The sequence below is a fragment of the Nocardia kruczakiae NBRC 101016 genome, assembly GCF_001612965.1.
In the GTDB taxonomy this organism is placed as follows: domain Bacteria; phylum Actinomycetota; class Actinomycetes; order Mycobacteriales; family Mycobacteriaceae; genus Nocardia; species Nocardia kruczakiae.
This window is the reverse complement of record NZ_BDBL01000011.1, coordinates 129,484-150,046: the sequence shown is the minus strand read 5'-3', so window position 1 is coordinate 150,046 and position 20,563 is coordinate 129,484. Positions and strand designations below refer to the sequence as shown.

Sequence of the window (20,563 nt, the reverse complement as noted above, 5' to 3'; positions counted from 1 at the left end):
CTTCAGGCGACGTTCGAACGTTTCCTGGACGCAGCGAAGCGGATGAACGACAGTCTCCTGCAGAACGCCGACAACTTGCAGGATGTCAACAAGAAGTATGGTCATGTCGAAATGGATCAGCTGCACCACCTCAAAGAGGTGGATTCGCTTCTGAACATGTGACGGTGAGCTCGTCCGACCTATTCTGACTACAGACATTCATAAGGGGAAACAATGGCCGACTTCGGCTCGATCTCATACAACTTCGGCGGCATCAACGACGGCGGTAGTCAGCTCCACACCGTTGCCAAGAACATCACGTCCGAACTCGAGGACATGGAGCGCAAGTTCCAAGCGTTCATGAGTGAAAACTTCGGCGGTGCGGGTGCCGAGGCTTTCCAGCAGGTACAGGTCAACTGGAGCCAGCAGTCCAACGAAATGTCGGCTGCGCTCGCGCAGCTCGGCGTAAAGACCGTCGACGCTGGTGAGGCGATGCAGGGCGCGGACATTCTGGCGGCGAAGATCATCGGCGGCTGATCACGCGAGGTTTGTCGAAAGGGCTGGCCGTATTCCCACGCGAATGCGGCCAGCCCTTTCTGCATAGCTACTCGGATCGCCCTCCCGCCCTGCTACATCCATTCACTGTTTGCCAGTAGTGCGTACTCTGCGGCCGCGCGTTGCTGCGCGTCGTCGAGCTGCCGGCTCCATGTGACCGCTACATAATTCCGGTACTGTATCGCGCAGGTGAATTGTCGATAATAGCCGTTGTCGGGAAGCTGCTTGCATTTGGAGTTCGGAAGGTTCTTGGGCGTCGAGCGGGTGTCGGGATCGGTCAAGAGCTTGTCATAGGCCTCGCGGGCGGAGGATTGACCAGCGGTTCGATACACGATGGCTCCGCCGTCGACATTCCGCATTATTCCTTTTCCGAACGCCTGCGCGTTACCTCCGGAATTGAAATCGCGCGACATCAGACTGTAGGCGTCCGAAACCGCGAACCGGTCGACATGTGTGGATTCGTAGAGTGCTTTCGCTGCTGCCCTATCGGTTTGAAGTTGCAGAAATCCACGCTCCTCGTACGAGCCCAGCGATCCGTTACGCGGAAGGTAATACTTGTTCGGGTTGATAACCCGTCTCATCAGGTCGTCAGGGCCCGGCTCGAGTTTGAGCACTTGCTCGGCTGACAAAGGCGACAGCGAGTCGAGCATCGGCAACTGTTTGTCGTACGTCTTTTCGACGAGAGCCGTGAGATTGTCCAGTTTTCCGTCCGGGGTCTGCGCAAACGTACTGACTACATACTGACCTCGGGCCACAACCGAGCCGATACTAGGCGTCCCGGGCTGCCAATGGGAATGAGCTTCCGCATACTTCCCCAGATGCACAGATTGGTTTCGGTCGGGTGCTACATCGAAGTCCGCCTTCTCGATCTCTGCGGCAGCGCGATTTGCACTGTCGCTGCTCGGGAACTGCATTATGGCGAGAGTGATCAGCGTTGCAGATGGAATAGATTGTCCGGTCAGATCCGGCTCGTGGTCGCTACTCCCGGAGGCGAAACCGAACATCGGCTTGTTCCGAAGGGCTGCCGCGGCACCTGCTTTGGACAGTACTCGTTCGAAATCCCAGCTCTTCTCCAAGTTTTGGGCCCCGCTGCCGTACTTCAAAGTCGGATCTACGTCGAGGCCGGTTACCATGTGGTTCATCAATCGAATTTCCGCCAGCGCCGAGCCGTTCTCTACCGTATGGCTGTACTCCTGATATGTGTCGATGGGCTCGGTCGGATATTGCCCGGTATCCAGATGTCGGACATCGATCTCCCCCGCAATCGGCGATCCGGACTTGATGTCGCCGCAACCCACCACCGTAATCAAAGTGGCAAAGGTGAGCAGCAGAGAGCGCGAGATTTTTCTCATACTATGGCTCGATTCATGACGAGATTCCGCAGCTAGTTCGAGTTCTCCAGGATCGCGTATTGGGCGGATGCCCGCTGGTGAACGTCGATGAGCTGGTTGGAACTGACTTCCGAAACGTACTCGTTGTATCGCAGATAACAGCGAAATCTGAATCTTCCGTAATCATCGCCCCGGTACTCGTAGCATCGAATCCAAGGGAGATTCTTGGGCGAGCCGACCAGTCGATCGAGCTTCTCCGGCGCGGAGTGCGCAATGAGCAACTTCTGTGCAGAGGCGGCGTCTTTCGCGCGATACAGCCGACTCCCGTTGCTGGCCATCCAATCCATCCCGGTCGCAGAGAACAATCCGGCATCGGCGCCGGGATCCGATGACATATGGAGGGCGGCGTGCCGGTCGTAAAATCCTGGGGCGTCCTTGGCGCTGTCGGTGGGGGAGCGTCGCAGTGTTCTGCCGAGTATGTTGTCGTGGTCGACCGGCCCTGTCGCGAGTTGCTCGGGGGGTGTCGGCGTGAAGCGATCTATCGCCGGCGTTATGACCGACAGACTTTTGGTGGTCAGCTCGGTCAATTCTGCGCGCGAATCTTCGTGCAATTTCTCTTTTGCGCCGTCCGAAACGCTCAAGTAGATCACGAATCGGCCGTGTGCGATGTACGAATGCAGGTATTCTTCCCCGGGAACCCAGTAGGAACGTATGTCGGGATGCCCGTCGATTGTCACGGGCCGAAAATCCATTTCCGGCGATCCATGGATGTGATCCGCCAGCGTACGATCGTACAAAGACCTTGCCGCGCCAGTTGCGGCATCCTGGTCGGCGAACAGGAGTACTGAATATGAAATTGTCTGGGCTATTCCGAGGTCCTTCTCGGACCTGCCCCATGTGTAGTAGCCCGCGATGAAGCCTTTCGCATCGTCATCCAAGTTTTCGGAGTCGATGCCGGCGATCGAAGGGTCCAGCCACGCGTGGACGTCGGAATCGGTGACGCCGGTCTGGTACTTGAAACGCGGGTCGATCTCCATAGCAAGGGGAGCGACGCTACCGAGTCTCTGGCCCTCCATAATTCTGGCCCGCGCAGGATTCGGGCTTCCAACTTTCCCAGGTGACGTCGTGAAACTACCGACGTCGAGGTCGTTGACACTGACGTGTGGAGATGGATCTGTCGGGTCGGATTTTCGCTGACCGGAGCCGCATGCAGCGCTGAATGCAACGATGACCGCCAGCAGCGCGGCTGTCGCCATATTCGGTTTTCGCAATATCCCTCCCCGTACGTTCGTGTAACGCTGCGAATGAAATCGCAGCCTGCGGTATCCTCCTACCGCACGCGGTCATGCAATAGTGGTACCAGTTTGGTGAGCATGGTCTGCTCGGAATTCGTCCCCCAATTTCGAATCGCCGCAACGGTCGAAGCGTCATCGAGTGGAACAACGGTGGCACGCGAGCTGGTCAACTGGAAGGGCAGCCCCAGAAGTCCACCGCCTCCGGCACTCTTGTCACTACGTACCGCGAGAACGTAGCTGTCGTCCGAGAATTTGAATGCGTCGTAGTCCGTGTCCGAAATCGGCCGCGGCGACGGCTCGTCCCCCTTCTTCGAATAATTGAGGTTGTAAACGAACCCCAGGTCTTCGAGAAATTTCGCCTGCGGCGTGCCGTCCAGGTAGATGGCGAGTTTGTCGTCGTTGGTGACATCGACGATCGTGATGGTTTTGCCCGCGAACGTCGGATTGGCTTCGCGCGCTTGCGCAACCGACGTGTACGACGATGCCGTCGTGGTCGTCGTCGCTGCCGCCGATGCCGATGTGGTCGTCGGCCCCGTCCCGCCCGAATTGCCCTGTGTCGCCCAGATTCCGATGCCGGCGGCCAAGGCGACGGCGACGAGTGCGCCGACTCCGCCGAGGATCAGGGGTTTGCGGCTCTTGGGTTTCGGTTCGAGGAGGCGGGAGAGGTCGGGGTCGGGGCGGGGGCCGGTCTGGGTCCGGATTCCGGATTGGGTCTGGTGGGGGAGTGGGGTGCGGGGGTCGGTCTGCGGGCGCTGGTCGAAGACCTGGATGGGGTAGGTCGGGGAGGTGGTGGTGCGGACCGGAGTGTGGCCGGGGGTGAGGGCGTTCGCGGCGGCGTCGGTGAGTTCGCGGCAGCTGGCGAAGCGGTCGGCGGGATTTTTCGCCAGGGCACGCGCGAAGACGTGATCGATCGCGGGTGGGAGGCCGGAGTTGACGGCGGTGGCGCGGGGAGGGGGCTCGTAGAGATGCCCCATCATGACCATCGCGGGTTGGGTTGCGGGGTACGGGTTCTGGCCGGTGATCAGCTTGTAGAACGCGCAGCCCAGGCTGTAGATGTCGGCGCGGCTGTCGACCGCCATGCCCTGGAGTTGTTCCGGCGGCGCGTAGGCGATCGTCGCGACGAAGCTGCCGGTCTGGGTGAGTTCGGTCGCGTCGTCGGTGGATTTGGCGACGCCGAAATCGGTGAGCAGCACACGTTCCTCGTCGTCGTCCTCGGGGACCGACAGCAGGAAGTTCGCAGGTTTGACGTCGCGGTGCAGGAGCCCGCGGCGGTGCGCGTAGTCCAGGCCCTTGCCGACCTCGGTGACGATGCGCAGCGCGCGCAGCGGAGTCATCGAATGCGGGTCGCGGGCCAGTTCGGCCGAGGCGTCGGTGCCGTCGACGTACTGCATGGCGATCCACAGCTGGCCGTGCTCTTCACCGCGGTTGTAAACCGACACGATATTCGGATGGTCCAGGCCTGCAGCGAGATTGGCCTCGCGTTCGAATCGGCCCCGGAATTCGTGGTTGGACGACAGTTCGCCGCTGAGCACCTTGATGGCGTCCATGCGCGGAAGGCTGGGATGTTTGGCGAGATACACCGTGCCCATCCCGCCGGCGCCCAGCTGGCGAACGATCCGATACCCACCGACGATGGTGCCGGGACTCATCACCATCTGTAACAAACTCCTGGTAGTTCGGCGGGCCGCGTATCGTCGCGGAGCTTACTGGACTTCGAGGTGGGCGGTCGAGTCACGGCTGCCACTGGCTGTTGGCGAACAGGGCGTACTGCGCGGCCGCGCGTTGATGGACATCGACCAGCTGATTCGAGGTCACATAGCCGACGTAATTGCGGTAGGCGACGATGCAGGTGTACCGCTTGGGCCCGCCGAAATCGGTATTCTTCGTGCTGTTCTCCACGCACGCCGAATCCGCGATCTGAGGTACCGGGCCGACGGCGGGGCCACCGCCCTGGAACGTGACGCGGTCGGTGACAGCCTTTTTCGCCGCGGCCGCGTCGTCCGAGCGCAGCACCAGGGCGTCGGAGGTCTTGGCGAATTCGGCGGCCTTCAATGCGGCGACACTCTGCGCGGCGGCCTTGCGATCGGGCATGTAGTGCACGATTCCGTGCGGGCCGAATACACCGTTGTCGTCGCCGTATTGCGGACGACCGGACTGGCCGGTGTTGAGAGCACGGCTGAGCAGGTAATTCGGATCCCAGGGCAGTTTGACCGTGTCCTCGTCGGAGATCGGCTGCAACCGGTCCAACAGCGGGAATTCGGTGTCCAGCGTCTTCTCGGTGAGGGCGGTGAGGCTGTTCAGGTCCGGTGTCGGAGTGAGGGCCAGTACCGACACCACATAGGGGCCGTGTGCGAGGAAGGACCGGATCGACGGTGTTCCGGGACGCCAATGTGCGTGGGCGTCGGGGTATTTCGCGAGCGGCACCGACTGGTTCTGGTCCTTGTATGCATTGAAATCGGTGTTGTAGAAATCGGTGGCGGCCCGGGTGGCGCTCGCGGCGTCGTTGAATTGCATCACCGACAGTGCGAGCACGGTGGAGTTGGGTTTCTCGGGTTTCGGCCAGCCGGTGAAACCCCATCCGGAGTTCTTGTCGCTGGCCGCGGTCGAGAAGCCGTACACCATGTGGTCGCGTTTGGCGGTGGCCTCCATCTCGTCCTCGTTGCCGAGCGCATCGGGCAGGACCCCGGCCGAGAAGCTGCCCGCCTTCTCGCGTTTCGTCAACGTCGAATCGACCTGATCCGCGGTCACCACGTACTCGGCGAGCCGCATACCCGCGGCCTCGGGAGCGTTGACGAAGCCCGGGCGGAAGTCCACGTGGATATCGAGTGGCCGCACGTCGTAGTTGCCGACATCGAGCTTTCGCACATCTATTTCCGACGGGCCAGCCCAGCCACCGATCGTCGCGCCGCACCCGGTCGCCGCCAGGAGCCCGCCGAGACAGGCCGCGACGGCCGCCGCCCGAACGAATCGTGTACTCATTTCCGGTCCGCCTTCACCAGGATGGTGTACTGGGCCGAAATGCGTTGCTGCGCATCGAGCAACTGCTCACCCCAGGCCAGCGAGGCATATCTGCCGTAGTACACCGAGCAGTAGAAGCGGACGGCCAACTTCTCTTTACCGTTGTATTCCCGGCACTTCGCGACCGGAAGGTTCCTCGGTGCCGCCGCCTGCTTGAAATGTTTTTCCGCTCCGCCCAGTTCGTCGCGGACATCGGCGGCTGCGGCGCTGTCGCGGGCCCGATACACCTCGTTGCCGTAATCGGCGAAGCGGTCGACACCGTCACGGTCGTACCACACCCGGGACTCGCCCGGATCGCTACTGAAGTGCAGCCCCGCACGGCCGAGGTAGACCCCGGGCGGGTTGAGCCATTCGCCGGTCGCCTCCTTCGGCCGGACCATGGTCCGGCCGAGCATCCCGTCGACGTCGATCGGGTGATCCATCAGCTTGTCCGGCGGTGTCGGCTGGAACTTGGCGAGCGCGGGCAGGACGGTGTCGAGGCTCTTCTGCACACGGGAAACGAGCGCCGGGAGATCGACCTTGTTGAACCAGTTCTTGGCCTGGTCGTAGACCGAGGTGTAGAGCACCAGCCGACCGGACGGATACCAGTTGTTGATCGCCTGTTTGGTCGGTACCCAATGTGCGTGAGTCAGCGGATAATTGGGGATCGCCACCGCCTGGGTCTGCGGATCGCGGCCGAAATCGCGCCGCTCCAGGGCCGCGGCGACCTCGGTCGCGCGCTGCTCGGTCGGGAAGATCATGGCCGCGTTGACCAGCTCGCTGCCCAGATTGTCCGGGTCGTCGCGACCGTAGGACACGAAGCCGCCGATCAGGTCCGGGGCGTCTTCGGCGAAGTTGCTCAGGTCGGTGAAATCCTTCATCACCGACGTCTTCGGATCGAGGAAGACCAGGGTGTCGAGTTTGCCGGTGTGGGTGAAGGCCGGGTCGATATCCATCGGCAGCGGCATCGTGCTGCCGAGTCGTTCCGCCTCGTAGAACGCGGCCTGACCGGGATTGGTGGGTTTGCCCATATCGCGCGGCGTGGCGTCGTACGGCCCCACGTCGAGACCGCTGAGATCGACCGTCGGCTCGGCGGCCGGAGCGGGAGTCGGATCGGAGCCGCATCCCGTCGCGGCCAGCGCCAGCGCGGCCACGGCAGCGGCCAGCACGCGCACGGAATTTCGCATAGTCCCCTCCCACAGGCTCCACGCCGGTGAACACAGGTGCCTGTTCGGCCGACGCTGCGAAGAAGATAGCACTCGCCTCCGACGGGGTGCCTTTCACCGGCGGCGGCACCCGGCACGCGAGCGTCGGTCCGAGCCGGGTGTCACGCCCCCGGGCGCAGATCGTCGACGAACTTCTCGCATACCGCGGCGATGGGCTGCCAGTCGCCGGTGGGGTATTGGCATCCGACGCTGACCTGCAGGCCGGAATCCACCAGAACCTGCCAGCGCACCGTGGTGCCGTCACCGGGAGTTTCCTCGTAGGACAGCCCGGGGCGCCCGCCGAAGATGACATTGCGCTGCAGCGGCCCGACAGTGCCGGCCGGGCGCTTGGCGATCTGGGTTTCGAGTGTGGCGGCGACGTCCTCGACGCCGGATCCCGGGGCAAGGTCCTTCTGAACCAGCGAAATGCGTTCGCGCGCACCGTTGTTCGGGGAAATGTCGACGCGGGGGCCGGAGCGATTGGTGATATGCCAGCCCGCCGGGATCATCGCGCCGACCCGCCCGAAGGTTTCGGCAGGTTGCGCTGGCTCCGCGGACGGCGATGCCACGGCGGAGGGGCGCGCCGCGGTGGATCGGTCCGTCGGCGAGTCGCCGCCGGAACGGGTCAGCACGACGGCGGCCGCCGCCGCCGCGACGACTACCGCCACCACGGCGGCGCCGATCAGCAGCGGAGTGCGGCGCTTCGGTGGCGGCGCGGTCGCGGCCGCATGTTCGTGCAGGGAGCCGACCCACGGGGTCTGCGGGGCGAACTGCGCGGGTTCGGCTGCGGCGGGCATCGCGGGCCCGCCCCGGACCAGGTCCACACCGGACATCGCGCGCAGGTCGACACCGAAACCGTAGCGCCGGGACAGTTCCGCGCGCATCGCGTCGAGCAACGCGGGTTCGGCGGCACCGACGACCACGAGATAGCTGGGCTTGCGGCCGCCCAGCAGTCGATCGACGACATCGACGACGGCCTCCGCACCACGCCCCTCGGCCAGGTCCGCGGAGCCGATCGTCGGCTCGTATTCGCAGGCCTCGATCCAGGTCTCGGTCCCCGAACGGCCGGTCAGGGTGACGGTCGTGGTGAGCGAATTCAGTTCCACCACCGCGATGCGCTGCTGCTGCGAGGTACTCGCCGACAGTCCGGCCACCCGCAATGCCAGCGGTTCGACGCTGATCTCGCCGGCCAGTCGGCGGGCGCCGGCCTCGAGCGCGGCGCGGCGGCGTGTGCCCCACTCCGACGGGCTCACCACCGTGAGCCGTTCACACGCGCTGGGCAGCCGCAGATTCGTCAGCACCGCGCCGAAGATCGCGGCGAAGGCGTCGGCCACGGTCGGCAGCATCGGGACGAAGGCGATGCGGTCGGCCGCGGCCAGCCGTACCACCGAAACCGCGGGGGAGGGCGGCTGAAGTGGTTCTCCCACAACGAGACTCGTGCCATCGCTGGCAGGCACCACCGAGGGTGCGCCGTCCCAATGGGTGGATTCGCTGCGCGCCCACAATCGGCTGTCGGTCAGTATCAGATCGACCGTGGACATCAGCTCCCCCTTCCAGGCTGGGTCTCGCGGCATAGTACTCCAGCACGGTGACGAGCCCGCGCCGCCCGGGTCCGGTCAGAAGTTGTTGGCCAGCAACGCATACGCCGCGTCGACCCGCTGATCGATATCGTCGCGACTGTTGGCGTTGACAACCTCCACGTATCGCCGGTAGGGCACGTAGCAGCGGAATCTGCTGTCCTTCTGCGGATCTCCCGAACTGTTGAGCGTCAGGCATTTCGCCCCGGGCACCGTCTTGGGCGCGTCGGCCGGCTCGTACTGCTCACCCGAACTGGAGATCAGCCCTTTGATCATGCGTGCCCCGGCATCGGCGTCGCGGACGCGCAACACCGAGCTGTTGTCGGCGACGGCGATGGCATCCATGCCGGTGTCGTCGACGAGCCGCTGACGTGTGGTCTCATCGGAGGAGATATGGACGAATGCCGGTGCGGCGTAGACAGCGAAGCGATCGACATCGGGCGTGCGGTTCGAGCGGTCGCGCACCACGGCGCGCGCGAGCAGACCGTCCGGGTCCACCGGTAGTGCGTCGAGGCCGTCGGCCGCGGTCGCCTGGAAGTGATCGAGTGCCGGTACCTCGGCGTCGAGGGTCTTCTGTACCCAGGCCAGCAGATCGGCCTCCTCGGACCGGGGCCGCTCGATGTACAGCGAGATCACGAATTGCTTGTACGCCATGAAGGTGCCGATGGTCGCGATTCCCGGACGGTAGTGGATATAGGCATCCGAGTATTTCGGCAGTGCGAGTTTGCGATTGAGGTCGGGTGCGACACCGAAGTCGACGTCCTCGAGTTCGCGTGCGGCCTGCCGGGCCGCGGACTCGTCCGGGAAACGCAGCACCAGATCGGTGACCGAGGTCGCCGCGGCCGCGCTGTCCAGCGAGCCGGGTTTGTCGGAACCCGCCGCGACATAGGCGACGACCATCTTGTTGCGGTCGAGCACCGGTTTGGAGACCGCGGCCAGCAGGCGGCGGGTGGCGTCGGTGCTGTCGGCGACGACGCGTCCGCCGGCGCCGATCGTCAGCGACGGGTCGATGCGGACGGCCGGGACCACGGCCTGCGACATCCGCATCCCCTCCGCGAGCGCACCCTTACTGCCCGCGGTGGCGTCGTAGCTGTGGCGGTCGACCGGATACGGGCCGACGTCGAGCGTGCGGACATCGATCTCGGCCGCGGTGGGGGTGCCCTGCACACCGCAACCGGTCAGCACGGCCAGCAGTGCGGCGCATGTGAAAACCAGAGATCTGCGAATCGTTCGGTCCATGGACCGCCCCCCTTCTCCCGGTGCTCTCTCCCGGTTCTCCGCCATCGAAATTACCGGACCGGACCCGGCAGCGGGGACTCATGGACAACGATTGCCTTAACCTTGTCCCTGTGGTGACCGCTGCGCTGATATCGCTCGGAGGCCGATTCCGTTGATGGATCGGCAGGTCGAGGTTGTCGCCGGTAACCATGTCGTCGTACGCGTCGCGGGGGCCGTCGTAGTCGTCGCGCATCGCGGTCGCGGCCGGGTGCACCCCGACGCACCGGCGATGCGGGCCGCGGAGGCGTTGGCGCAGTTGGTGTCCGAGGCCTCCGAGCACGCCCCGCAAGGCCCCGGCCGGATCATCGCGCGCGAGGCCACCCGCTGGCTGATACAGGAGGCCGAACAGGTCGACGGCAGCCCGGTCGACCTGGGTATTCTCTCGCGCTCGGATACCGGTGGGGTGGCGATCTTCCTGCACGGGGCGGTCACCGTGGTCCTCGCGGGCGCCCGGGGTGTCGAGTACTACCGCGGCGTGGATGCCGCCTTCACCGTCGACCGCTTCACCGAACCGCCGGCCCGCGCCGCGGCCCTGTTCATCGACGACGAGCACGGCCGGATTCCGGAACTGCCCGAACGCGGTATCGGCTCGCTGGTGGAAGGCGTGGCGGCCGCCGCGGGCGCGGTGGTGTGGTTCGAGGGGGAGCGGACGCGCGCGCGTGATCGTGCCGCCCGGCCCGCCGCGGGTGCGCACCATCGCGGCGAAGACGCTCCCACTTCACATCTGGACGCACAGCGACCCGAACCCCAGGTGCCCCCACCGCCGACCCGGCCGGACCGGTCACCGGAAGCCGATGCGCGGCAGGGGACATCACGTCCCGAACCGGCGGAGGATCCTCGCCTGGCCGAAACCCGGTTGCGTGGTACCAATCCCGCGCCCGGCCCCGATCCGGAACTGGAACGCCGGATGGAGGCGACCGCCCGCGCGACCTCGCTGACGGTGCGGGTGATGGGATTCAAATGCGCCCGTGCCCATCCGAGCGATCCACGCTCGGCGTTCTGCACGGTCTGCGGGATGCCGGTCGACCAGACCCAGCAACCGGCCGAGGTCGTCCGGCCACCGCTGGGCATGCTCGTCCTCGACGACGGGATGACCTATCTGCTCGCGGCCGATGCGGTGATCGGACGGGATCCGGAGAATTCGGAGGCCGCCCAGCGCGGTCTGGTGCCGGTCAAGATCGAGGACTCCTCCGGCGGAATGTCGCGGGCCCACGCCGAGATCCGGTTGATGAACTGGGATATCACCGTCGTGGACCGCGGCTCCACCAACGGCACCCGGGCCCGGCCGGCCGGATATCGCGATTGGATTCGGCTGCAACCGAATCAGCCGATGGTGTTGGCCCAGGGCTCGGAGATCCAGCTCGGCAACCGCGTATTGCGGTTGGAGCCGGCCGCGCCCCCGCCGTTCGGCTGAGTAGACCGACCGGCTCAGGAGTATCGCGCCTCACAGATCTCCTGTGTGCCCAGAACACCGGCCCGGAACGCGTCGACCCGGGAGAAGCCACTCGGCACGGTCTTACCCTCGACGTCGCTGGCCGCCAGTCCATCGCTGAGCAGTCCCGACACCGCTTTGTCGAGATCGCCCGGAGACAGCGCGATATCGCCCTGTCCGGCATCGCGATGCGGATCGGCGAGCCTCGCGGTGATCACGCCCGACAGACAGGCCGCGCGCAGGCCGGTCTTCGCTCCGGTCAACTGCTGACGCGCGTTGCGCTGCACCGCGAGCGCGTACCGCGAGACGAACACGACGTAGGCGTTGTAGTCGCCGCCGACCCGGGTCGGAAACCCGTCCTGCTCATCGGTATTCGCGGCGCCACGCTGCGCGAGGGCGGGGATGTCGGTGCCGATGGTGTTGGTCGCGGGGCAGTAGGTTACGGGCACGGTGTCGGCGCCGTTGCTGCAGTGCATGAGGGCGCCGTGGTAGTCGTAGGTCGGTTCGGACGGGATCGGCATGATCGCCGCCATCGCCTTGCTCAACTCCTTGAGACTGTCCTTGGTGATCGCCAATTCGCCGCGATTGACGTCGTCACCGAAGGACTGCGGCAGATTCTTGCGGCGGCGCTCGATGTCCTTCATGTCGATCGCCTTGCAGCCCTTGGGACCGTCGGTGAAACCGATCTGCACCGCGGTCACCCGCTCGAAGGCCGAGCCGTGCACCGATTCCGGATCCTCGGGATTGGCGTCCCGGATCGCGACCGTCGCGGCCAGCACGTTGTTGAGGCCGTCGGAGGTGTTGATCGTGAAGTGCGCGGCCTTGTCCTCGGCGACGTGCCGCATGAACGCCCCGGCGAAACAGTCGGCCTGCTGCTCCTTCACGATGACCGGATCCTTGGCGGTGACGATGCGCGACATCGTCTGGATGGCGTGGCCGTATTCGTGCGCGAGCACCATCACCACGGCCATCTTCCCGAAGCTGTCCTGCATCATCGGCAGCAGAACGCCGCGGTCCCAGCCGACGGAATTGTCCAATCGGCAGTACGCCGCGTTGACCAGGTGATAGGTCGTGTCCTTACAGAACTGCGTCTCCTGTGGGCGCGGCGCCTTCGCGCTCCAGGAGTAGAACTTGGTGACGGGGGTGAAGTCGCCCTGGAATTCGTTGTGATACTCGGCGCGCCAATAGCTTTGGATGTCGTCGATGGCATTGAGCGCCAGCGTGTCCACCGCGCCCTTGTCGCCACCGGTCGCGGTGAGCGCGGCATCGGGGACGCCGGAGCGGGGACCGCTGGGGCCGCTGGTGGTGGGCAGTCCGGCGACCTGGAACGGGTCGTCGTAGATGGATACGGCGTGCCCACCGGTCGTCATGGTGCAGCCGGCCAGTAGACCGACCGCCAGCACCAGTACGGCGAGGGTCGCCGTCACCGGGCGTTTCGCCATCTCCCCATCCCTCCCCGGGCCGGTAGTCACTGCGTCACCTGCGCCGCCCCCGGCGATCGGGGGCACGTTCGAGCCCCACCGATGTCACGGCCATCGCATATTATCCGGCTCATGTCATTACCGGGGGCGCAGAAGATCACCGTGCGCCATGAGGGAACCGATCGGATCTTCGAAAACACTCAGCAGGTGACTCTGGGCCGCGCGCCCGAGGTAACGGTGTTCGTCGACAGTCCGCTGGTCTCTCGTGTGCACGCGACACTTGGCTGGCAGGGGGGCGCCTGGGTGCTCTCCGACAACGGCAGTACCAACGGGGTTTTCGTGGACGCCCAGCGGATCACGCGGCCCGTTCCGGTGGATCGGCCGATGCTCGTCCGGCTCGGGGACGCGATCACGGGGCCGCTGGTTCATCTGCTGCCGGAGGCGCAATTCCGGCCACCCGCGCCGCCCACCCGGGCACAGTCACCGGGTCGTGCGCCGAATCCGCCCGCCCGCGACTCCGGGCCGCGAGGCGGGGGTCAGCACGGTGGCGGTCAGCACGGTGGCGGTCAGCAGCAGCGTCGGCAAGCGTCCCATCCCACACCGCAATCCGGGCAGGTGCGCCGCCCGGCCGCGCCGCAGCCGCCGTCGCGTCACGCGCAACGGCCGAATCAGCGCCCGTCCCAGCCGATTCCGGCGGCCCACAGCTCGGGCGGTGTGCCGAACGTCAATATGACCACCAAGGCCGACACCTCGGCGCTGCCGCCGGTGCGCGCGCGGGCCTCGACCGCGCCGATCGCACGCGCCGACCGCATTCCGGCCGGCGGCCTGACCATCGGACGTACCAGCGACAACCAGATCGTCGTCAACGATCCGCTCGCCTCGCGCCGGCACGCCCGCCTGGTCAAGAGCGGTGAGGGGCTCGTCCTCGAGGATGTCGGCTCGGCCAACGGCACCTTCGTCAACGGCCGCCGCGAGCAGCGGGTGGCGCTGCGCGAGCGCGACATCGTCACCATCGGCAACGTGGACTTCGTCGTGCAGGAAGGCACGCTGAAGCACCGCAAGAAGCCGGTCACCGAGCAGGGGCTGAGTGTGCACGGCGTCGGATTCGTCGTCGAAGGCAACAAACAACTGCTGGTGGACGTCAACATGCAGGCCGGGCGCGGCACCCTGACCGCGCTCATCGGCCCCTCCGGCGCGGGTAAGTCGACATTGTCGAAACTCATTGCCGGAACGACACATCCGTCGGCCGGTGTGGTCACCTTCGAGGGCCGCAACCTGCACGCCGAATACGAGGCCATGCGCAGTCGTATCGGCATGGTGCCTCAGGACGATGTGCTGCATCGACAGCTGACCGTGCGCCAGGCGCTGGGATTCGCCGCCGAACTGCGGCTGCCGCCGGACTCCTCGAAGGCCGACCGCCAGCAGGTCATCGACGGCGTGCTGAAGGAACTTTCGCTGACCGAACATGCCGATACTCGCGTCGATCGGCTCTCCGGCGGTCAGCGCAAGCGCGCCTCGGTGGCGCTGGAACTGCTGACCGGTCCGGCCCTGCTGCTGCTCGACGAACCCACCTCGGGTCTCGACCCGGCGCTGGACCGGCAGGTCATGACCATGCTGCGCGAACTGGCCGACGCCGGGCGCACCGTCATCGTGGTCACCCACTCGGTGGCCTGCCTGGACATGTGCGATCAGGTGCTGCTGCTGGCACCCGGTGGCAAGACCGCGTTCTGCGGACATCCGGCCGGGGTCGGTGACTTTCTCGGGACCAGCGACTGGGCGGAGATCTTCGCGCGGGTCGCCGCCGAACCGGACCGCGCCTTCGCGAACTACCGGTCCCGGCAGGCGGCGCTGCCACCGCCACCGCCTGCCGCGCCCCGCGGCGTGATGGGACAACCGCCGAAATCCAGTGGCCGGAAACAGCTGTCGACATTGTCGCGGCGGCAGGTCCGCCTGATCCTGGCCGATCGCGGCTACCTGGCCTTCCTGGTGGTCCTCCCGTTCGTGCTGGGCGTGCTGTGCCTGGTCGTGCCGGGAAAGAACGGTTTCGCCGCCGCGCCACCGATTCTCGGGCCGGACGGTCAATTGCATCCGCAACTCACCGGAGGCAGTGAATCCCAGCAGCTGCTGGTCGTTCTCATCCTCGGCGCGTGCTTCATGGGGTCGACGCTGACCGTGCGCGACCTGGTCGGGGAACGCCCGATCTTCCTGCGGGAACGGGCCGTCGGCCTGCTGCCCTCGGCGTATCTGCTGGCGAAGGTGATGGTCTTCGGTGTGGCGGCGCTGCTGCAGTCGGCGGTGCTGGTGGCCATCGTGCTGGCCGGGAAGAATCCGCCCGGGAAGGGGGCGCTCATCCCGTCCGGCGGGGTGGAGCTCTACGTCGATATCGCGCTGACCGCGGTGACGTGTGTGGTGGTCGGGTTGTTGTTGTCGACCGTTGCGAAATCGAACGAACAGGTCATGCCGTTGCTGGTGGTCATGATCATGTGCCAGCTCGTGATGGCCGGCGGCATGATTCCGGTGACCGATCGCGTGGTGCTGGAACAGCTTTCGTATGTCTTCCCGTCGCGCTGGGGATTCGCCAGCGGCGCGTCGACCATCGATCTGCGCACCCTGTTCGTCAACGCCCAGCCGGACGCGATCTGGCAGCACACGCCGGGTTTCTGGTTACTCGACGCCGGCATGCTGATCGTGCTCACCGCGGCGCTGTCCACGCTGACGTGGTGGCGTCTGCGGCTGAAGAAGTCGGCCGCGTGAACGGGGCCGATGACGAGCATCGACGGGGAATGCGCGCACTAATCGGACCTGCCCCGAGCGTCCCGGCGCGACAGCAGGCACACTTATGCATGTGACGGCTCGAGTTGGGGCGATACATCTCGGATGGGATGTGGTGTCCGTGGCCGCCGGTGGCGGTGGGACACCGATCCGCCCGGTCCAGGTGGAAGGCACATATACGCCGCCTGCGTATTTGCTGGCGGACAAGTCCGGGCGACTGCACACCGCGGGCGTGGACCGGCAGCGGCCCGATCTGGGCATCGCGGTCTCCGACGTGCGCGACATCCTGGGGCATCAGCAGATTCGTATCGCGGGGGCGACCTGGCCGGCGGAGTTGGTGTTCCGGGCCCGGCTCTACAACCCGCTCGCCGCGATCGGCAGCCGGTTGCGCGGCAAGCCCGACGTCGTGGCGCTGCCGTTCCCGGACGACTGGCCCGACGAGAAGGTCGAGGAGTACTGCCGTCTGGTCGAGCAGATGGACGTCCTCACCGACCCGCTGCCCGAATCCGTGGCGCTGTCCGGCTACGTGCGGGCCCTCGGGCTCGTACAGCCGCCCGCGCACGGTCGCCGGGGTGTGGGCGCGACCGGCGTCTATTCCGACGGCCGGGTCTGCCTGGTGGTGGCCGTCGACGGGGACGACGAGCAGCCCACCGAATCGGTCGGGGTGCCTATCACCCCGGATTCGATGCGAGACGCCCATTCGGCGGACAACGTCGTCATCGAGGTGATGGCCGCGGCCCGCTCGATCGGCGCCGACACCTCGACGGTGCTGCTCACCGGCAACGTGTGTTTCAACGACGCGCTGCGGCTGGCGTTCCAGAACCACCTGGGCGCCCGGCTGCGGGTCGCCGATCATCCGATGCACGCCCTGGTGCTGGGGGCCGCGCATCTGCTCGTCACCGACAGCGAATACGCCGAGGCGGGGCAGGGCCCGGCGGTGCCGAATCAGCCGGGTCCGGCGGTGCCGAATCAGCCCGGTCCTGCTGTGCCGAATCAGCCGGGTCCGCCGCGACCCGGGCCGATGCAGGCGGCGTCGAACCACAGCATCCCGAATCGCGGTGCGCCGCAATCGGATTCCCGGCCCGAGAACGTGGGCCGGCATGCGTGGCAGGACGCCGGTGCGCCGGAACCCGCCCGCCCGCCTGCCGAACCGCATCGTCGCCTGGAGCCGCCGAATCCGCACGGGGTCGCCGAGGGCCGGCACGCGGCGCGTGACGCCGGGCCCGCATCGAGCACGCAGGCGCTGCCCACCGGCGAGCCGACCACCCGGATGACCCGGGAGGCCGGCCAGTTGGAAAGCAGGTTCACCCGCCCCCCGGCCGGCCCGGTCGATGATCAGCGGACCACCGAATCCGGTGGTCGGTCATCGGCCGGGGAACAACCGGATGACGAGGAACACGCCCACAAGGGCAAGCTGTGGAGCAAGGTCAAGGACAATCTGTTCGGAGCCCCGACGATCGTCGGGGCGGTAGCGCTGGCGGCGCTCGCGATCCACGCTGACGGTGAGGCAGATCACATGGCCCGGCCGCTTCCCGAACACATTTCGGCCGCCGCGGCGGCAGCCGGAGCCGCCGCCGCACGGACCGACGGCGCCGCGGCCTTCGACGCACGCTCGCTGGGTGGCGTCGGCGCGGGATCCGATTTCGGCTCGTGGCCGGCCGTGGACAAGGTGTCACGCGCACCCGAGCCCAGCCCCGCCTGCTCGGTCACGCCGAATGCGGTCGAGCGCCCGGGGCCGGGTATGCGGACGGTCGCCGACCATCCCTGTGCGCATCTGGCGGTCGACAATCTGCACTACGTCGTCCCGACGGTCCCCGGCACGTTCGACTCGGGCCCGCCGATTCACATCTGACGAGTGCGGAGGCGATTTCGGGACCCCGAACCGGTCCTGGTATCGTCGTCGTTCGGCGTGCGGTACGTCGCGGATTCGTCCGTACCGTCACACGAGCCCCGGGTCTCCACCGGCCGCCGGGATCACTCGACCGTTCGCCTGGCTGGCAGAACATCAACGACAGACAGGGAAGCACTGTGCCTACGTACAGCCCGAAGGCGGGTGACGTGACCCGGCAGTGGTACGTCATCGACGCCACTGACGTAGTGCTCGGCCGCCTTGCCGTGCAGGCAGCGAATCTGCTGCGTGGCAAGAACAAGCCGACCTACGCCCCCAACGTCGATGGTGGCGACTTCGTCATCATCATCAACGCCGACAAGGTTGCCGTCTCCGGCAACAAGCGTGAGGACAAGCTCCTCTACACCCACTCCGGGCACCCCGGTGGCCTGAAGTCCCGGTCTGTCGGGCAGCTGCTCGACACCCGGCCGGAGCGCGTCGTGGAGCGTGCCGTCAAGGGCATGATCCCGAAGAACAAGCTGGGCAACCAGATCGCGCGCAAGTTGAAGGTCTACGGTGGCGCGTCGCATCCGCACGCGGCCCAGCAGCCCGTTCCGTTCGAGATCAAGCAGGTGGCCCAGTGACCGCTCCTGAGGAATTCAACGAGGAATACGTCGAAGACGCCGCCGCGGAGGTCGTCGACGAGGGTGCCGGCTACGACGCCGAGTACACCGAGTCCGAGGGCTTCGCCGCGCCGGTCGTGATCGACCGCCCGGTGCAGACCGTCGGCCGCCGCAAGGAGGCCGTGGTCCGGGTTCGCCTGGTCCCGGGTTCCGGCCAGTTCGTGCTCAACGGCCGCACCATCGAGGACTACTTCCCGAACAAGGTGCACCAGCAGCTGGTGAAGTCCCCGCTGGTCACCGTCGAGCGCACCGAAGCCTTCGATGTGCACGCCCGCCTGGTCGGCGGCGGCCCGTCGGGTCAGGCCGGCGCGTTGCGCCTCGCCATCGCCCGCGCGCTGATCGAGGTCACCCCGGACGATCGTCCCGCCCTGAAGCGGGCCGGCTTCCTGACGCGTGACCCGCGTGCCACCGAGCGTAAGAAGTACGGCCTCAAGAAGGCCCGCAAGGCTCCGCAGTACTCGAAGCGCTGATCTTGCAGCGCGCGGCCGCTCCCACCCGCACCCGCACGGTGTGCCGGTGGGAGCACGGCCGACGCGACCCCGTACGAGAGCAGGCGCCCACTCCCGGGCGCCTGCTCTCGTGCTGTATCGATCGACGGTAGGCCGGGGCGGGCAGCCTGCGTCCGCGACGCAGGGTCTCCGCGCCCACCGCAATTCAACTCGAGGGGCGAGATAGATGGGGCGTTTGTTCGGTACCGACGGAGTCCGCGGCCTTGCCAACGACTCGCTGAGTCCGGAACTGGCACTGCAGATTTCGGCAGCCGCGGCCCAGGTGCTGGGCCGGGGCAGATCGCGCGCGGTGGCGGTGGTCGGCCGCGATCCGCGCGCCAGCGGCGAGATGCTGGAGGCCGCGGTGACCGCCGGTCTGACCGCCGCCGGGATGAGTGTGCTCTCGGTCGGGGTCCTGCCGACCCCGGCGGTCGCGTATCTGACCGCCGCCTATGACGCCTGCCTGGGCGTGATGATCTCCGCCTCGCACAACGCCATGCCCGACAACGGCATCAAGATCTTCGCCGCGGGCGGTCACAAACTCGACGACACCGTCGAGGACAAGATCGAGGAACTGGTCCGCGCGAAGAGTTTCGTGCGTCCGACCGGTGCCGGTATCGGCCGGGTGCTCAGCCTCTCCGGCGTCGACGGTCATGTCGAGGACCATTACAGCCTGGCCGGCACCCACGAGCGCTACGTCGAACATCTGGTGGAGGCCACCGGCCGCGATCTGTCCGGCGTCACCGTGGTCGTCGACTGTGCGCACGGCGCGGCATCCGACGTCGGCCCGGCCGCGTACCGCGAGGCGGGCGCGCGCGTGGTCGCGATCAACGCCGAACCGAACGGGCTCAACATCAACGACCGATGCGGGTCCACGCATCTCGAGCATATTCAGCGCGCGGTGCTCGAACATGGCGCCGATCTGGGCCTGGCCCACGACGGCGACGCCGATCGCTGCCTGGCGGTCGACGGTTCCGGTTCCGTGGTCGACGGCGACGCGATCATGGCGATCCTCGCCCTGGCGATGCACGAATCGGGCGAGCTGGTGCAGAACACCTTGGTAGCGACCGTGATGAGCAATCTGGGTCTGCACATCGCGCTCCGCGATGCGGGAATCACCGTACGCACAACAGCGGTCGGCGATCGCTATGTACTGGAGGAGTTGCGCCGCGGTGGCTACAGCCTGGGCGGTGAGCAGTCCGGACATCTGGTCTTCCCGCGGTACGGCACCACGGGCGACGGGCTGCTGACGGGTCTGAAACTGATGGCCAGGATGGTCGAAACCGGTCGCGGCCTGGCCGATCTGGCCAGTGTCATGACGACCGTGCCACAGGTTCTGGTCAATGTTCCGGTCGCCGACAAAGCCGCGGTCGCCGCCGCGCCGGAGGTTCGCGAGGCGGTGGCGGAGGCCGAGCGAGTGCTCGGCGACAACGGCCGAGTCCTGTTGCGGCCGAGCGGGACCGAACAGCTGATCCGGGTCATGGTGGAGGCGACCGATTCGCATCGCGCCAAACAACTCGCCGACGATCTCGCCAAATGTGTGGCCGCGGTCTGAGCCCGCGGGCACGTAGGGCGGCGCGATGAACGGGGTGCGTACGCCGAGTAGGGGTGCGGCTGTATAGGCCGTTGGCGAGTGGTGACCGCGCGGCCACGAGGGCGGCGTCCGCGCATCATCGTCCGAATATCGGCTGGTCATCGCGAGTGTCGGCGGTCGGCGGCGGA

General features: G+C 66.5%; 15 protein-coding genes. 7 read left to right on the top strand and 8 right to left on the bottom strand.

Going from position 1 to position 20,563, the window contains the following annotated elements:
- Positions 1-213 precede the first annotated feature (213 nt).
- Entirely contained in the window at positions 214-516 is a 303-nt protein-coding gene (locus NK1_RS10550) for a WXG100 family type VII secretion target (protein ID WP_063008327.1), read from the top strand.
- 92 nt (positions 517-608) lie between these two features.
- On the opposite strand, the gene NK1_RS10545 is transcribed toward NK1_RS10550, so the two are convergent.
- From NK1_RS10545 to NK1_RS10515, 7 genes are all read right to left on the bottom strand, one after another.
- The gene (locus NK1_RS10545) at positions 609-1,886 is read right to left on the bottom strand and encodes a DUF7373 family lipoprotein (RefSeq protein WP_063008326.1); all 1,278 of its coding nucleotides are present in this window, start codon (positions 1,884-1,886) and stop codon (positions 609-611) included.
- 32 nt (positions 1,887-1,918) lie between these two features.
- Positions 1,919-3,121, bottom strand: coding sequence for a DUF7373 family lipoprotein (locus tag NK1_RS10540; RefSeq protein WP_157104195.1), 1,203 nt, complete (start codon positions 3,119-3,121; stop codon positions 1,919-1,921).
- A gap of 74 nt (positions 3,122-3,195) precedes the next feature.
- Entirely contained in the window at positions 3,196-4,815 is a 1,620-nt protein-coding gene (locus tag NK1_RS10535; RefSeq protein WP_063008324.1) for a serine/threonine-protein kinase, read from the bottom strand.
- A 76-nt stretch (positions 4,816-4,891) separates the two neighbouring features.
- Positions 4,892-6,139: a DUF7373 family lipoprotein gene (locus NK1_RS10530; RefSeq protein WP_157104194.1), complete on the bottom strand. Its 1,248-nt coding sequence runs from the start codon at positions 6,137-6,139 to the stop codon at positions 4,892-4,894.
- A complete protein-coding gene (locus NK1_RS10525; protein ID WP_063008322.1) occupies positions 6,136-7,344 on the bottom strand; it encodes a DUF7373 family lipoprotein in 1,209 nt (402 codons plus the stop codon). Before NK1_RS10525 ends, NK1_RS10530 begins: the two co-directional genes overlap by 4 nt.
- 140 nt (positions 7,345-7,484) lie before the next feature.
- Positions 7,485-8,903, bottom strand: coding sequence for a type VII secretion-associated protein (locus tag NK1_RS10520; protein WP_063008321.1), 1,419 nt, complete (start codon positions 8,901-8,903; stop codon positions 7,485-7,487).
- Between the two features lie 75 nt (positions 8,904-8,978).
- On the bottom strand, positions 8,979-10,178 hold the full coding sequence (locus NK1_RS10515) for a DUF7373 family lipoprotein (RefSeq protein WP_063008320.1): 1,200 nt from the start codon (positions 10,176-10,178) through the stop codon (positions 8,979-8,981).
- Between the two features lie 154 nt (positions 10,179-10,332).
- Between NK1_RS10515 and NK1_RS10510 the strand changes: the two genes are divergently transcribed.
- Positions 10,333-11,631 carry an FHA domain-containing protein gene (locus tag NK1_RS10510; RefSeq protein WP_063008319.1) on the top strand — a complete coding sequence of 433 codons (1,299 nt, stop codon included), beginning with the start codon at positions 10,333-10,335 and terminating at the stop codon, positions 11,629-11,631.
- A gap of 14 nt (positions 11,632-11,645) precedes the next feature.
- Here NK1_RS10510 and NK1_RS10505 read toward each other — a convergent pair whose 3' ends face one another.
- Positions 11,646-13,091 carry a neutral zinc metallopeptidase gene (locus NK1_RS10505; protein WP_063008318.1) on the bottom strand — a complete coding sequence of 482 codons (1,446 nt, stop codon included), beginning with the start codon at positions 13,089-13,091 and terminating at the stop codon, positions 11,646-11,648.
- Positions 13,092-13,202: 111 nt separating this feature from the next.
- On the opposite strand from NK1_RS10505, the gene NK1_RS10500 reads away from it, so the two are divergent.
- The 5 genes from NK1_RS10500 (at position 13,203) to glmM (ending at position 20,396) form a co-directional block, all read left to right on the top strand.
- Entirely contained in the window at positions 13,203-15,824 is a 2,622-nt protein-coding gene (locus tag NK1_RS10500; RefSeq protein WP_063008317.1) for an FHA domain-containing protein, read from the top strand.
- Between the two features lie 91 nt (positions 15,825-15,915).
- Positions 15,916-17,694, top strand: coding sequence for a hypothetical protein (locus tag NK1_RS35630; RefSeq protein ID WP_245660425.1), 1,779 nt, complete (start codon positions 15,916-15,918; stop codon positions 17,692-17,694).
- A gap of 176 nt (positions 17,695-17,870) precedes the next feature.
- The gene (rplM, locus tag NK1_RS10490; RefSeq protein WP_036498285.1) at positions 17,871-18,314 is read left to right on the top strand and encodes a 50S ribosomal protein L13; all 444 of its coding nucleotides are present in this window, start codon (positions 17,871-17,873) and stop codon (positions 18,312-18,314) included.
- Positions 18,311-18,823, top strand: coding sequence for a 30S ribosomal protein S9 (rpsI, locus tag NK1_RS10485; RefSeq protein WP_036498286.1), 513 nt, complete (start codon positions 18,311-18,313; stop codon positions 18,821-18,823). The genes rplM and rpsI overlap by 4 nt, the downstream gene beginning before the upstream one ends.
- Before the next feature lie 205 nt (positions 18,824-19,028).
- Positions 19,029-20,396 (top strand): phosphoglucosamine mutase, encoded by a 1,368-nt coding sequence (gene glmM, locus NK1_RS10480; RefSeq protein ID WP_063008315.1) that lies wholly within the window; start codon positions 19,029-19,031, stop codon positions 20,394-20,396.
- Positions 20,397-20,563: the final 167 nt, after the last annotated feature.

Excerpts from the sequence above, each read along its gene's own strand:
- NK1_RS10550 (WP_063008327.1), top strand. The coding sequence starts at position 214 with ATGGCCGACTTCGGCTCGATCTCATACAACTTCGGCGGCATCAACGAC.
- NK1_RS10500 (WP_063008317.1), top strand. The coding sequence starts at position 13,203 with ATGTCATTACCGGGGGCGCAGAAGATCACCGTGCGCCATGAGGGAACC.
- NK1_RS10510 (WP_063008319.1), top strand. The coding sequence starts at position 10,333 with ATGGATCGGCAGGTCGAGGTTGTCGCCGGTAACCATGTCGTCGTACGC.
- NK1_RS10530 (WP_157104194.1), bottom strand. The coding sequence starts at position 6,139 with ATGAGTACACGATTCGTTCGGGCGGCGGCCGTCGCGGCCTGTCTCGGC.
- NK1_RS10525 (WP_063008322.1), bottom strand. The coding sequence starts at position 7,344 with ATGCGAAATTCCGTGCGCGTGCTGGCCGCTGCCGTGGCCGCGCTGGCG.
- NK1_RS10545 (WP_063008326.1), bottom strand. The coding sequence starts at position 1,886 with ATGAGAAAAATCTCGCGCTCTCTGCTGCTCACCTTTGCCACTTTGATT.
- NK1_RS10535 (WP_063008324.1), bottom strand. The coding sequence starts at position 4,815 with ATGGTGATGAGTCCCGGCACCATCGTCGGTGGGTATCGGATCGTTCGC.
- NK1_RS10540 (WP_157104195.1), bottom strand. The coding sequence starts at position 3,121 with ATGGCGACAGCCGCGCTGCTGGCGGTCATCGTTGCATTCAGCGCTGCA.
- NK1_RS10515 (WP_063008320.1), bottom strand. The coding sequence starts at position 10,178 with ATGGACCGAACGATTCGCAGATCTCTGGTTTTCACATGCGCCGCACTG.
- NK1_RS10505 (WP_063008318.1), bottom strand. The coding sequence starts at position 13,091 with ATGGCGAAACGCCCGGTGACGGCGACCCTCGCCGTACTGGTGCTGGCG.
- NK1_RS10520 (WP_063008321.1), bottom strand. The coding sequence starts at position 8,903 with ATGTCCACGGTCGATCTGATACTGACCGACAGCCGATTGTGGGCGCGC.
- glmM (WP_063008315.1), top strand. The coding sequence starts at position 19,029 with ATGGGGCGTTTGTTCGGTACCGACGGAGTCCGCGGCCTTGCCAACGAC.